The organism is Clostridium subterminale, from assembly GCF_039521425.1.
Taxonomy (GTDB): Bacteria; Bacillota; Clostridia; order Clostridiales; family Clostridiaceae; genus Clostridium_J; species Clostridium_J subterminale.
In genome coordinates, this window is sequence record NZ_BAAACI010000007.1 from 557,368 (window position 1) to 571,273 (window position 13,906).

Annotated in this window: 12 protein-coding genes and 1 riboswitch; all 12 genes read right to left on the minus strand. The window is 31.5% G+C overall.

Annotated features, from left to right (window positions below):
* Positions 1-12: 12 nt before the first annotated feature.
* Positions 13-1,701: a GspE/PulE family protein gene (locus ABDZ93_RS16165; RefSeq protein WP_343827504.1), complete on the minus strand. Its 1,689-nt coding sequence runs from the start codon at positions 1,699-1,701 to the stop codon at positions 13-15.
* An 84-nt stretch (positions 1,702-1,785) separates the two neighbouring features.
* Positions 1,786-2,523 (minus strand): prepilin peptidase, encoded by a 738-nt coding sequence (locus ABDZ93_RS16170; protein WP_343827505.1) that lies wholly within the window; start codon positions 2,521-2,523, stop codon positions 1,786-1,788.
* A 96-nt stretch (positions 2,524-2,619) separates the two neighbouring features.
* Positions 2,620-2,704: riboswitch (cyclic di-GMP riboswitch) on the minus strand.
* Positions 2,705-2,919: 215 nt separating this feature from the next.
* On the minus strand, positions 2,920-4,548 hold the full coding sequence (gene groL / locus ABDZ93_RS16175) for a chaperonin GroEL (protein WP_343827506.1): 1,629 nt from the start codon (positions 4,546-4,548) through the stop codon (positions 2,920-2,922).
* Positions 4,549-4,788: 240 nt separating this feature from the next.
* Entirely contained in the window at positions 4,789-5,073 is a 285-nt protein-coding gene (groES, locus tag ABDZ93_RS16180) for a co-chaperone GroES (protein WP_343827507.1), read from the minus strand.
* Positions 5,074-5,267: 194 nt separating this feature from the next.
* The gene (locus ABDZ93_RS16185) at positions 5,268-5,984 is read right to left on the minus strand and encodes a TVP38/TMEM64 family protein (protein ID WP_343827508.1); all 717 of its coding nucleotides are present in this window, start codon (positions 5,982-5,984) and stop codon (positions 5,268-5,270) included.
* A gap of 368 nt (positions 5,985-6,352) precedes the next feature.
* A complete protein-coding gene (locus ABDZ93_RS16190) occupies positions 6,353-7,234 on the minus strand; it encodes a DNA-3-methyladenine glycosylase family protein (RefSeq protein ID WP_343827509.1) in 882 nt (293 codons plus the stop codon).
* 94 nt (positions 7,235-7,328) lie between these two features.
* Positions 7,329-7,739 carry a C-GCAxxG-C-C family (seleno)protein gene (locus ABDZ93_RS16195; RefSeq protein ID WP_343827510.1) on the minus strand — a complete coding sequence of 137 codons (411 nt, stop codon included), beginning with the start codon at positions 7,737-7,739 and terminating at the stop codon, positions 7,329-7,331.
* Positions 7,740-8,122: 383 nt separating this feature from the next.
* Entirely contained in the window at positions 8,123-9,505 is a 1,383-nt protein-coding gene (gene gltA, locus ABDZ93_RS16200) for an NADPH-dependent glutamate synthase (protein WP_343827511.1), read from the minus strand.
* Positions 9,505-10,368, minus strand: a complete 864-nt coding sequence (locus ABDZ93_RS16205) for a sulfide/dihydroorotate dehydrogenase-like FAD/NAD-binding protein (protein ID WP_343827512.1) — start codon at positions 10,366-10,368, stop codon at positions 9,505-9,507. Before ABDZ93_RS16205 ends, gltA begins: the two co-directional genes overlap by 1 nt.
* 605 nt (positions 10,369-10,973) lie before the next feature.
* Positions 10,974-11,822: a 3-hydroxybutyryl-CoA dehydrogenase gene (locus tag ABDZ93_RS16210; RefSeq protein ID WP_343827514.1), complete on the minus strand. Its 849-nt coding sequence runs from the start codon at positions 11,820-11,822 to the stop codon at positions 10,974-10,976.
* 257 nt (positions 11,823-12,079) lie between these two features.
* A complete protein-coding gene (locus ABDZ93_RS16215) occupies positions 12,080-13,087 on the minus strand; it encodes an electron transfer flavoprotein subunit alpha/FixB family protein (protein WP_343827517.1) in 1,008 nt (335 codons plus the stop codon).
* Between the two features lie 26 nt (positions 13,088-13,113).
* Complete coding sequence (locus tag ABDZ93_RS16220) at positions 13,114-13,899, minus strand: electron transfer flavoprotein subunit beta/FixA family protein (protein WP_343827518.1); 786 nt, start codon at positions 13,897-13,899, stop codon at positions 13,114-13,116.
* Positions 13,900-13,906: the final 7 nt, after the last annotated feature.

The following is a 13,906-nucleotide window of genomic DNA, read 5'->3' on the forward strand; positions in this document are numbered from 1 at the left end:
GATCTCCTTCCTCTACAAGTTATCCATAAATATTATCTTCATCATTTCTTCCATAGTTGTTTCACCATTAAGAACTAATTCTCTGCAACTATCTGACAAAGTCTTCATTCCTTTTTTCACAGCTTCATCCTTTAGTTCTTCTGTATTATTAGACTTTATAATCAAATCCTTTATATCTCTATCTACATTTATTATTTCATAGACGCCTAGCCTACCACTGTAACCAGTATAATTACAGCTAGCACATCCCTTTCCTCTATGAAGAGTTATCTTATCATCAGCATTTAAACTGAGCAATTTCCTTTCAGCTTCATCCCCTTCATAGGCTTCCTTACAGCTTGGACATATTCTTCTCACAAGCCTTTGAGCTATTACTCCTTTTATAGCAGTAGCTACTAAGAAAGGCTCTATTCCCATATCTATAAGTCTTATTACTGAGGATGGTGCGTCATTAGTGTGCAGTGTACTAAGAACTAAGTGACCTGTTATAGCAGCTCTTATACCAATTTCAGCGGTCTCACTATCTCTTATCTCTCCCACCATCACTACATCTGGGTCTTGTCTTAATATAGATCTTAATCCTGTAGCAAAGGTAAGTCCTACCTTACTATTTACATTCACTTGATTTATTCCATCCATGGAGTATTCCACAGGGTCTTCTACAGTGACTATGTTTTTATTAGTATCATTAAGTTCTCCTAAAATAGTATATAAGGTGGTAGATTTTCCGCTTCCTGTAGGTCCTGTTACTAAAATTATTCCATGGGGAGCAGATATAATATTTTCAAGTTTTTTTATATCCTCACTACTCATTCCCAAATTATCTTTTCCAATTTTATAGTTACTTCTATCTAGTATTCTTATCACAACCTTTTCTCCGGTAATAAGAGGTATTATAGACACACGCATGTCTATATTTTTATTGTTGATTACAGTAACTATTCTTCCATCCTGAGGAATCCTTCTCTCAGCTATGTTAAGATCTGCTAAAATTTTTATTCTAGTAACTATTCCTGGAAGTACATCAATATTTAAGGACGATATCTCCTCTAACTGACCATCGTTTCTATATCTAACTCTTATATATTTTTCATAGGGCTCTATATGAATATCTGAAGCTCTTTGCTCCACTGCATTTTTAAGTAGAGAGTCTACTAGTTTTACTGTGGGAGCATTTTTAACTTCATCAATCTTTTCTAAATCTTCCGTCTTATTTTGAAATACTATCCTAGACCTAGTTATCTCCTCTACAGCACTTTCCACATTTCTATCTGAATAATATTTTTCTGTAGCCTTATGTATATCATCCTTTGTGGATATATAAGGCTCTACTCTTAGTCCTGTGGTTATAGCTACATCATCCATTGCAAATATATTTAAAGGATCTGACACAGCTACCTTTATTACTCCATCAGCAGTATAAAAAGGGAATAGTTCATATTTTCTACATAAGCCTTCATTAACTAATTTAACTGCCTTAGAGTCTACATCTATATTACTCAAAGTTACCCTTTCAATACCTAGCTGTTCTTGAAGTACCTCTATAATAATATCCTCTGTTACAATACCTTCTTCAATTAGTAATTCTCCTAATTTCTTTCTCTTTACCTTTTGAATTTCTAAGGCTTCTGATAATTGTGACCTGGTAATCTTATTTGCTCTTACTAGCAAGTCACCTAGTCTAACAGTATTCCTTGCCATTTATCCCACCTCACCTTTACAATTAATTTACGTGATTTTATCTAAAAGTTTTATATTTCTTTTAATTTCTTAAAACTTCTCATACTAAATAAAATTTAATATGTATTGTTCTCCTATGATTAAAACTATATATGCTCCCATTGCTAAGCTTGGTCCTAAAGGAATATACTCATCCTTCAATTTCTTTTTTAGTGCAATTAGAGTAACTGCAATTGATCCCCCTATAATAAAGGATATGAGTAAAAAATATATCTCTAATTTCCATCCTAGGAACAATCCACATAATACTGCTATCTCAATATCTCCAGCACCCATGCCACCAGTTAAAACATATATTAAACCAATAACACCAAGACCTATTAATCCACCAATAATATAAGTAGTTATACTGTGAGAATATCCTACAGCTTCTATAATGATAAAGATTATCCCCACTGCCATTCCACTATAAACTACGCTAGAATATACATCTGTAGTATCATAATCTATAAGGGCTATCACTATTAAAAATAAAGTTAAAAGAGAGTACTTAAAAAAGTTTAACCCTATACCATATCTTAGATATATTCCTACTAATAAAATGCCTGTAAGTCCTTCTACTAATGGATACCTCATAGAAATCTTAGAATCACAGTATCTACATTTACCCTTAAGCCATAGATAACTTCCTATTGGTATTAAATCCTTCCATTTCAATCTAGTATCACAATTTCCACAATGAGAGGGTGGACTAATTAATGACTGATTATTAGGTATTCTATAAATACATACATTTAAAAAACTTCCTATTACTATTCCATATAAAAATACTATAAAACCCATTATTTATTATCCTTTTACATTTATTTCTATTTTAAAACTATTGTACCACATTTTTACATATATGCATATAAATGAACACAAAAAAACCGACTAAATTAATAATTTAGCCGGTTGTACCATTAACTCAACAACTTTCAAGGTACCCAAATAAAAAAGTTGCATCATTGTATCTAAAATCATTTTATTGCTTTATAAATTTTTGATGTAAAAATATAAATTTATAAATATTTAAACATATTATACTATATTTTGTATTATACTTCTAGTTTTTTTCCTTGTTATGTATTATTTTATAACATCTAACACTAAAATTTATCGTAATTAAGTTTTTTTGTATATAAAAAGACTTTCATGAAAACCTCATGAAAGTCTTAATTTTATTTTTTATTATTTATTTTAGTACATTCCGTCCATTCCCATTCCTGGGCCACCTGGCATTGGAGCTGGGTTCTTATCTGGAATATCAACAACAGCAGCTTCTGTTGTTAAGAATGTTGCAGCTACAGATGCAGCATTTTGAAGTGCGCTTCTTGTAACTTTAGTTGGGTCAACTATTCCAGCTTTAATCATATCTACATATTCAGCACTTAATGCATCATATCCTATTTCTGTAGCTGAATTTCTAACTCTTTCAACTACTACTGAAGCTTCTGCACCAGCATTTGTAGCTATTTGTCTTAATGGCTCTTCAAGAGCTCTTCTTACAATATTGATACCTACTTGGATTTCTGAAACATCTGAAGTTAGTTTAGCAACTGCCTCTATTGCATTGATATAAACAGTTCCACCACCTGCAACGATACCTTCTTCAACTGCAGCTTTTGTAGCAGCAAGAGCATCTTCTATTCTTAATTTTTTCTCTTTTAATTCTGTTTCAGTAGCAGCACCAACTTTGATTACTGCAACTCCACCAGCAAGTTTTGCAAGTCTTTCATTTAATTTTTCCTTATCAAATTCAGAAGTCGTATCTTCCATTTGTTTCTTAATTTGATTTACTCTAGATGCTATATCTTCACTCTTACCTTTTCCATTTACGATAACAGTATTTTCTTTAGTAATTTTAACACTATCAGCTTTTCCTAACATATCGATAGTTGCATCTTTAATGTCGTATCCTAATTCTTCTGAAATTACTGTACCTCCTGTTAATATAGCTATATCTTCAAGCATTTCTTTTCTTCTATCTCCAAAGCCAGGAGCTTTAACAGCAACACATGTAAATGTTCCTCTTAATTTATTAACTACTAAAGTAGCTATTGCTTCACCTTCAACATCTTCAGCGATTATTAAAAGTTTTTTACCTTGTTGTACTATTTGCTCAAGAATTGGAAGTAATTCTTGGATATTAGATATTTTCTTATCAGTTATTAAAATGTATGGATTATCAAGTACAGCTTCCATCTTATCTGTGTCAGTTACCATATATGCACTTAAATATCCTCTATCAAATTGCATACCTTCAACAACATCAAGTTCTGTTCCCATTGTTTTAGACTCTTCTACAGCGATAACACCTTCGTTACCTACTTTATCCATCGCTGTAGCTATTAGAGCTCCAACTTCTTCGTCTGCTGCTGATATTGCTGCAACTCTTGCTATGTCTTCTTTTCCATCTACTTGTCTAGAGTATTTCTTTATTTCTTCAACTGCTGTATCTACAGCCATTCTTATACCATTTCTTAATAACATTGGATTTGAACCAGCTGTTACGTTCTTAAGTCCTTCTCTTATGATAGCTTGAGCAAGTACTGTAGCAGTTGTAGTTCCGTCTCCAGCTACATCATTTGTTTTGTTTGCAACTTCTTTTACAAGTTGTGCACCCATATTTTCATATGCATCTTCAAGTTCTATTTCTCTAGCTATTGTAACACCATCATTTGTTATAAGTGGTGAACCAAATTTTTTATCTAATATAACATTTCTTCCTTTTGGTCCTAAAGTTACCTTAACTGTATCTGCAAGTACATCTACACCTCTTTGCATAGCTCTTCTTGATTCTTCTCCGAATAAAATACTTTTAGCCATATTCATTTACCTCCTATTATATGTGAATTTTCCAGCTTAACATTTAAATTGTTTTCTTTAAACTTATAAGATATATTACTTAGGCATCTGAAAATAAATAACAAATCAAAGATGGGAAGTATATTTTGAGTTAGACAAGGAGACAGGTTCCACAGATAGTAGCACTATCTAAGGGTTCTGTTGACGCAGTATAACACAAAATAAACGAGCATTCTGACTTATTTATTTTTTTAAGATGACTTATTCTAAGATTGCTAATATATCTTCTTGTTTTAATATTATATATTCTTGTCCTTCGAATTTAACTTCTGTGCCTGCAAATTTAGAGAATAATATTTTATCTCCTACTTTGACTTCCATCTTAATTTCTCTTCCATGAGAGTAAGTTCCTGGCCCTACTGCAACGACTTCTGCCTCTTGTGGTTTTTCTTTTGCAGTACCTGCTAGAACTATTCCCCCTTTAGTTATTTCCTCAGATTCTAATCTCTTGATTACAACTCTGTCGCCTAATGGTCTGATATTCATAAAAAACCCTCCTATTGTTTATTATTTATATAATTTTTTTATTTATCACTACTTATTAGCACTCACAATCATTGAGTGCTAACTACAATATAATAATATATAATTATTATTTTATAAGCAAATCTTTAATTCTAATAGAACCTCGTAAAATAAGCAAATATTTGAAAATATCTCACTCATGGTAATATTTTCTCTTATTTTCTCTTATTTTTGCCTTTATGCTTTAAAGCTCTATGAAAAAAGTCTATAATCTTATGTCCTCTTAATATTCCTACTAAAAATAAGACTCCTGATATTATACCTATAATTATCATAGATACATAATCTCCACTATGTATACCGTGACCGAACATGGCAGATGTGATAATCCATGGTAATCTACCTGCAGAAGAATATAATATGAAGTCACTTAAGGTTACATTTGATATACCAGCTACATAAACTAGTATATCTTTAGGTATTCCAGGTATAAAGTATATTACAAAGATAACTATATTATTACTTCCAGCATCTAATATCCTCTTCATCTTAGTTAAATTATTTTTTTCAATAAGTTTATTTATATATCTTTTTCCGCATAATTTAGCTATAAAATATGCAACTACACTTCCAAGAATTATTCCTACAGCAGAGGCAATTCCACCTACTACTGGTCCAAATATGTATCCACCTGCTACTTGAACAACTTCTCCTGGTATAAAGAATATTATTACTTGTATCATTTGGAGTACTACAAATGCAATTATACTATAACTTCCAAAGGATAGTATTAATTTTTTTAATTCTTCCGGATCTCTAAAAACAGTGAATTTCTTAGAAAATTCCCAATATGCTATTATTAATACTACTACAACTATAGTCCATATTAATCCATTTATTACATACTTTTTTATCTTATTTTTATTCTCCATTCCTTTCCCACCTTGTATACCCTTAGTTTATAAGCTGTTTTCAGGCATCTGAAAATAAATAACAAGTCAAAAATGGTAAGTATATTTTGAGTTAGACAAGGAAACAGGTTCCGCAGATAGTAGCACTATCTAAGGGTTCTGTTGACGCAGTATAACACAAAATTAACAGATTTCTTAGTTTCTTCGAAGCTTAGAAATCGTTATCCAGGGACGTAGCAGCTCTTTACTCCCACTTTGAAGAAGATGGGAGTATTAGAGCTGGTAGTCATCAGATAAACGAGCATTCTGACTTATTTATTTTTTGAAGATGCCTTAATATATTTTTCATGAATAAGTTTATATATCTTTTAAATCTTCATATATAAATATTAGTCTATCTTTATATTATTTTCTCTTGCATAGTAAAATAAATATTGCTGTGCAAATCCAGATAAGCTACCAAACTTTTCTCTTGCAAACTGTCTTATCTTAGGTAACGATACATCTGGTGCCACATAAAAGAATTGCATTGCTCTTTTTACCCACACATCCACTGGGAATGCTGAATATTTCCCCATAGAAAATAGCATTATGCAATCTGCTACCTTAGGACCTACTCCATTAAAGTTTTTAAGGCCTTCATGGCATCCATCATCATCGCTTAGCTTTATTTCATTTAAGTCATAGGTGCCACTACTCAAATCTTCTAGTGCCTTAAATATATACTTAGCTCTAAATCCAACACTTAAAGCTTCTATATCTTCCACTGTTGCTATACTAAATTCCTTTAAAGTTGGAAAAGCATAATATGTATTTCCCTTATATTCTATAGATTTGCCATATGTTCTACTTATATTCTCTATAGCTCTTTTAATCATAGGAATTCTATTATTTGCAGATATAATAAAAGATATTAGGATTTCAAAGGGGTCTTGCTGTAATATTCTTATTCCTACACCAAATTCTACTGCTTTTTTTAAAAGTTCATCCTTTTCAAACTCCTCTTTTATAGCTGAATAGTCTCTTTTTAGATCAAAGTAACTTAGCCATATGTCATTAAAATCTTTTAAATCTGTATTGTATATAACTACATCATTATCCCTTTTTTCAACTTCAATAACTCTTCCGAAGGCCACACCTATATAATTATTATTCTCTTGTCTGTTCCATCTAAAACATTGTCCACAATCAAAAATATGGGGAAGTTCAAAATTCTTTACATCCTTTAATATAACTTTCCCATTTTCTTCAACAACTTCTTTAAAGTCCATTCATATCACCTTCCTCTCAATAACACTTATCTGATGTCTAGTTTAAAATAGTGCTAAGAATATTCTCAGCACTAAGTTTTAAAATTATTCTCAATTACTGTTTATTTCTTTCTCTTACTACTATATTATCTAATATAACTGCACCTTTTTCCACTATATTAAGACATCTTATCTCATCATTCCTATATAGCTCCTTTAAAGCATCACAATTCACTGCATTACACTCTTTATTGAACTTTTCTATGAATTCTTGTGTAAGAGTTTTTACATAGTCACTTTCATGAGCTCTTTCCTTTGTAAATAAAATACCAAGAACAGATATGGCTCCTGTGATAACTCCGCAAGTAGATTCTATACCCATTCCTCCACCAAAGGCAGCCATGGTCTTAAAAGTTTCTTTACTCAAATTTAAACCATATTCTTCGTTGGCAGCATATATCATAGTCTCTGCACAGTTTAAATCATATTCTTCTCCATAATATTTTTTTACTACATCTAATAACATATTTATACACCCTACTTTCGTATTAATTAGTTCTAAATATCTAAATTAATCTATTATAGTTTTAGTCATAAATCTATGACTCCAAAAATTTCTTTAATTTTATTAGAAATCTACTAGTTTTCAGTTTCATTATACTATATTTATCATATAAAAAAGCCATATTTTAAAGAATTTCACATAACTTTAAAATATGGCTTGATTTTATTAATTCTGCTTTTAAACTTAGGCATCTGAAAATAAATAATAAGTCAAAGATGGAAAGTATATTTTGAGTTAGACAAGGAAACAAGTTCCGCAGATAGTAGCACTATCTAAGGGTTCTGTTGACGCAGTATAACACAAAATAGACGAGCATTCTGACTTATTTATTTTTTGAAGATGCCTTATTTACTTAATTGCTCATCAATAGCTTTAGCAGCTTTTTTACCAGCTTCCATAGCAAGTATAACTGTAGCTGCACCTGTTACAGCATCTCCACCAGCATATACTTTATCTTTAGAAGTAAGTCCTGTATCTTCCTCTGCAACTATGCATTTATATTTATTAGTTTCTAATCCTTTAGTTGTAGCTGGAATTAATGGGTTTGGTGAAGTTCCTAGTGACATGATAACAGTATCACAGTCTAATGTAAACTCAGAACCTTCTATTACTTGTGGTCTTCTTCTTCCAGATGCATCTGGCTCTCCAAGTTCCATTCTTACACATTTCATTCCTTTAACCCAACCATTTTCATCCCCAAGGATTTCTGTAGGATTAACTAATAAATCAAGGATAACCCCTTCTTCTTTAGCATGATGTACTTCTTCTACTCTAGCTGGAAGCTCTGCTTCACTTCTTCTATAAACTATATGTGTTTCTGAACCAAGTCTTAAAGCTGTTCTAGCAGCATCCATAGCAACGTTACCACCACCAACTACTGCAACACATTTACCTGATTTTATAGGAGTAGCATATTCATCTTTAAATGCTTTCATTAAGTTATTTCTAGTTAAGAATTCATTTGCTGAGAATACTCCATTTAAGTTTTCTCCTGGAATTCCCATAAACTTAGGAAGTCCTGCTCCTGATCCTATAAATACAGCTTCAAAATTCTCATTATTCATTAATTCATCTATTGTAACTGTTCTACCAACAACTACATTTGTTTCTATTTTAACTCCTAATTTTCTTAGGTTATTTACTTCATGCTTAACAACGGTATCCTTTGGTAATCTAAATTCAGGAATTCCATAAAGTAAAACTCCACCTGGCTCATGTAAAGCTTCAAATACAGTTACATCGTAACCCATTTTAGCAAGCTCCCCAGCGCAAGTTATTCCTGATGGGCCTGAACCAATTACAGCAACTTTTTTATTTTTCTTTTCAATCTCTTTAGTCAAATCTACATTGTTATTTCTTGACCAGTCTGCTACAAATCTTTCTAATTTTCCTATAGCAACTGCTTCACCTTTTATTCCAAGAACACATTTGCTTTCACATTGTAATTCTTGAGGACAAACTCTTCCACATACTGCTGGAAGTGCTGTATATTTATCTAAAGCCTTTGCAGCTTGTGCAAATTCTTTTTCTTTTACATGATGAATAAACTCTGGTATATCTATTGCAACTGGACATTTAGATACACAAGGTTTATTTTTACAATTTAAACATCTTGAAGCTTCTTGAACTGCTTCTTCTTCAGTGTAACCAAGACAAACTTCTTCAAAGTTAGTTGCTCTTACCTTTGGATCTTGTTCTTGTATTGGAGTTCTTTTCATTCTATCCATTAGTTATTTCCTCCTACTTTGCATCCTTTTTGTATAGAATCCTTTTGTACTTCTTCAGTCTTATACATAGTTGTTCTTTTTAATGCTTCATCGAAGTTTACTTTATGTCCATCAAACTCAGGTCCATCAACACAAGCAAATTTAGTTTCTCCATCAACAGTTATTCTACAAGCACCACACATACCTGTTCCATCAACCATAATTGGGTTCATACTAACTATTGTTTTTATACCTAATTCTTCTGTTAATTTACATACGAATTTCATCATTATCATTGGTCCTATAGCAATTACTGTATCGTATTTTTTACCTTCTTCAACCAAAGATTTTAATCTATTAGTAACCATTCCTTTAAATCCATAGCTACCATCATCTGTTGCTACATATACATTGTCTGCAACATTTTTCATATCTTCTTCTAATATAACCATCTCTTTGTTTTTAAATCCCATGATTACGTCAGCTTTAATTCCATTTTCATGTAACCATTTTACTTGAGGATATACTGGTGCAGCTCCAACTCCACCTGATATAAACATTATTTTTTCATTTTTTAGCTTATCTTTGTCTTCTTCTAAAAGTTCAGAAGGCATTCCTAAAGGTCCAACAAAATCAAAGAAAGAATCTCCTTCTTCGTATTGCTCCATAGCCTTTGTAGTACATCCAATAGTTTGAACAACTATTGATACTGTTCCATTTTCTACATCTGTGTCACATACTGTTAAAGGTACTCTCTCACCCTTTTCATCCATTCTTATTATAATGAACTGACCTGGACGAGCTGATTTAGCAACTCTTGGTGCTAAAATCTTCATCATAAATATTGAAGGTGCTAAAATCTTCTTTTCAACAATTTTATACATAGTATTTTCCTCCGTATTTTAAACATATTTTGTTTTTATATGAATTTAATATTTTTACCATTTTAATTCATATCCGCTGTCAAATATAATATTATACTATTTTCATTTAAATTTATATATATATTAACATTAGATATTTATTTAACACAGTGGCTAACAAACGCAAAAATAAACAGCGCAATAATGATAGTATTTTTACCACATTACACTTGTCCAATAAACTAACTTAAATCTCCATATATCCTTAAATAATACGACTTAAATCCTTTACATGAATATATATCGTATCTGTTACACTTATATTTTATAATTTTATTTAATTATAGTCAACCATATAGTAAATTAAATATTATAAATTTTCAAGCAAATAAATCCATTTTTTATAAATAGCCTCTTGAATTCTAGCTATCCTACCAGATTTCGACTCATTAATTTTAAACTATACTCTTTCTATCTATAAAAACCTATAATAATTTATAAAATAAATTGTTATTATTTTGTCTATCTTTTAAGTTTTTCTCTTTATTCCTAATAAATTTTGCGTAAATAAAAGAGTAAAGATAAATTAGTCTTTACTCTTTTGTTAAATAATATTTATTATGATATTATTTGCTATAATCGAAGAAACCTTTTCCTGTTTTTCTTCCTAATTGTCCAGCTCTAACATATTTTCTAAGTAGGCTGTGAGCTCTGTATTTTGTATCTCCAGTTTCTTTATATAATACATCCATGATTGCTAAGCAAACATCTAGTCCAATTAAATCTCCTAAAGCAAGAGGTCCCATTGGATGATTTGCTCCAAGCATCATAGCCTTATCTATATCTGCAGCATTTGCAATACCTTCTGCATAGATGCAAACTGCTTCATTTATCATAGGTACTAATATTCTATTTACTACAAATCCTGGAGCTTCTTCTACTTGAACTGGCTCCTTAGATATATTAATAACTAATTCATGTACTGCATCATATGTTTCTTGTGATGTTCCCATTCCTTTTATGATTTCTACAAGTTTCATAACTGGAGCTGGGTTAAAGAAGTGAAGTCCTATAACTTTATCAACTCTCTTTGTAGCAGTAGCAATTTCAGTTATAGAAAGTGAAGATGTATTTGTAGCAAGGATTGCTTCTGGTTTACAGATTTCATCTAATTCCTTGAATATTTGTCTTTTTATTTCCATGTTTTCTACTGCAGCTTCTATTATTAAATCTACATCATCTAACAAACTTAATTCAGTAGTTCCACTAACTCTTGATAAAATTTCTTCAGCTTGTTCTTCTGTTATTTTACCTTTTGTTGCAAGTTTTTTAATATTCTTTTCTATCATTCCAAGACCTTTTTGTACAAATTCATCCTTTATATCTCTAACTATTACCTCATATCCTTTAGCGGCAAAAGCTTGAGCTATACCTGATCCCATTGTACCTGCGCCTAAAACACATATCTTTTTCATATTAAACACTCCTTACATGATTTTTTATTATGGAATATAGACTATTATACATCTATATTACCACATTTTTATATATTTATATTTATATTTATCAAAAATGTCTCAATAAATATAAATATATGTATACAAATTTCAGCCTAATTAGCCTAATTTTCTTATATTTAACAAATGAGGGGTATATACATCTCCGTATATCCCCTCATCTTATGTTAATTGTGTACTATAAAATTCAATTAATATAAAGTCTTACAAACTTATTATTTGCTGATTTCTTTATATTGAGCTATCATTTCTGGAATAACTTTAGCGAAGTCACCTACTAAAGCTACGTCTGCAGATTTCATTATTGGAGCATCTGCATCTTTGTTTATAGCAATTATGAAGTTAGAATCTTGCATTCCAGCTAAGTGTTGGATTGCTCCAGAGATTCCGCATGCTATATATATAGTAGGTCTTACAGTTTTTCCTGTTTGTCCTACTTGAACTGCTTTTTCTACCCAGCCATTATCAACAGCTGCTCTTGATCCAGCTAAAGTTCCTCCCATTACGTCTGCAAGTTCTTGAAGTAAAGCGAAGTTTTCTTTGCATCCAACTCCTCTTCCTCCTGAAACTACGATATCAGCTTCAGTAATGTCTACCATTTCTTTTACTGATTTAACAACTTCCATAGTTTCTGTTCTTATATCAGAAGCTGATAATTGAACGTCAAATTTCTCAACTTGGAAAGTTCTATTTTCATCTTTAGCTAACTTTTCGAAAACTCCAGGTCTTACTGTAGACATTTGTGGTCTATGATCTCCACAAACGATTGTAGCCATTAAGTTTCCACCGAAAGCTGGTCTTGTCATTAATAAGTTGTTGTTTTCTGCATCTACATCAAGTGATGTACAGTCAGCTGTAAGACCTGTTGAAAGTCTTCCTGCAACTCTTGGTCCTAAATCTCTTCCAATGAAGCTAGCTCCAATGAATAGGATTTCTGGTTTTTTAGCGTTTACAACTTCAGTTATAACTTTTGTATATCCGTCAGTTGAATAGTGAGTTAATAACTCGTGATCGCATACTAATACTTTATCTGCTCCGAAAGCACCTAATTCTTTAGTAATTGCATCTATGTTTTTATGTCCAAGTAATATTGCTGTAAGCTCTACTCCTAGCTTGTCAGCTATTTCTCTTCCTTTTCCTAATAATTCTAAAGCAACCTTTTGTAATTCTCCGTCTCTTTGCTCTGCAAAGACCCATACACCTTTATAATCTGCTATATTCATGGTAATTTCCTCCTTAACTTATATCTTTAGATGAAGTGCTTTTCTTTTAATTTTGAAAGCGCAATTGAAGCTGCTTCTTTTGGTGATACTTCAAATATTTCACCTTGACCTTTAGCTTCTTTAGTCATTGATTTTTTAACCTTTGTAGGTGATCCTTTAAGACCAAGTAGGCTAGCATCAACGTTAATGTCTGCTACAGTCCATACTTTAACTTCTTTTTCTTTAGCCATTGCGAATATGTTTTTAATGCTCATATATCTTGGCACGTTTAAAGTTTCGATTGCAGTTAAAAGTACTGGAGTTTTAACTCTGATATTCTCATATCCATCTTCCCAAGCTCTTCTTACGTTTAATACGCCTTCTTTTTCTTCACTAACTGCTTCAACATAAGTTATTTGAGGCATTCCTAAATGCTCAGCAATTTCTGGTCCAACTTGTGCAGTATCTCCATCGATTGCTTGTCTTCCAGCAAATATTACATCATACTCTAAGTTTTTAATAGCTGCAGCTAAAGCGTGAGATGTAGCTAATGTATCAGCTCCAGCAAAAGCTCTATCTGTAACTAGTATAGCTTCATCTGCTCCCATAGCTAATGCTTCTTCTAAAGCTACTTTTGCTTGTGGAGGTCCCATTGTTATAACAGTTACGTGTCCACCATAAGTATCTTTTAATTGTAAAGCTCCTTCTAAAGCATTTTTGTCATCTGGGTTTATTATTGAAGGAACACCATCTCTTATAAGAGTTCCTGTTTTTGGATCTATTTTAACTTCATTTGTATCTGGTACTTGTTTTACACAAACAACTATTTTCATCTTTCAC

Bases quoted from the DNA above. Each gene is read 5' to 3' on its own strand.
- ABDZ93_RS16165 (WP_343827504.1), bottom strand. From the start codon at position 1,701: ATGGCAAGGAATACTGTTAGACTAGGTGACTTGCTAGTAAGAGCAAAT.
- ABDZ93_RS16170 (WP_343827505.1), bottom strand. From the start codon at position 2,523: ATGGGTTTTATAGTATTTTTATATGGAATAGTAATAGGAAGTTTTTTA.
- groL (WP_343827506.1), bottom strand. From the start codon at position 4,548: ATGGCTAAAAGTATTTTATTCGGAGAAGAATCAAGAAGAGCTATGCAA.
- groES (WP_343827507.1), bottom strand. From the start codon at position 5,073: ATGAATATCAGACCATTAGGCGACAGAGTTGTAATCAAGAGATTAGAA.
- ABDZ93_RS16185 (WP_343827508.1), bottom strand. From the start codon at position 5,984: ATGGAGAATAAAAATAAGATAAAAAAGTATGTAATAAATGGATTAATA.
- ABDZ93_RS16190 (WP_343827509.1), bottom strand. From the start codon at position 7,234: ATGGACTTTAAAGAAGTTGTTGAAGAAAATGGGAAAGTTATATTAAAG.
- ABDZ93_RS16195 (WP_343827510.1), bottom strand. From the start codon at position 7,739: ATGTTATTAGATGTAGTAAAAAAATATTATGGAGAAGAATATGATTTA.
- gltA (WP_343827511.1), bottom strand. From the start codon at position 9,505: ATGGATAGAATGAAAAGAACTCCAATACAAGAACAAGATCCAAAGGTA.
- ABDZ93_RS16205 (WP_343827512.1), bottom strand. From the start codon at position 10,368: ATGTATAAAATTGTTGAAAAGAAGATTTTAGCACCTTCAATATTTATG.
- ABDZ93_RS16210 (WP_343827514.1), bottom strand. From the start codon at position 11,822: ATGAAAAAGATATGTGTTTTAGGCGCAGGTACAATGGGATCAGGTATA.
- ABDZ93_RS16215 (WP_343827517.1), bottom strand. From the start codon at position 13,087: ATGAATATAGCAGATTATAAAGGTGTATGGGTCTTTGCAGAGCAAAGA.
- ABDZ93_RS16220 (WP_343827518.1), bottom strand. From the start codon at position 13,899: ATGAAAATAGTTGTTTGTGTAAAACAAGTACCAGATACAAATGAAGTT.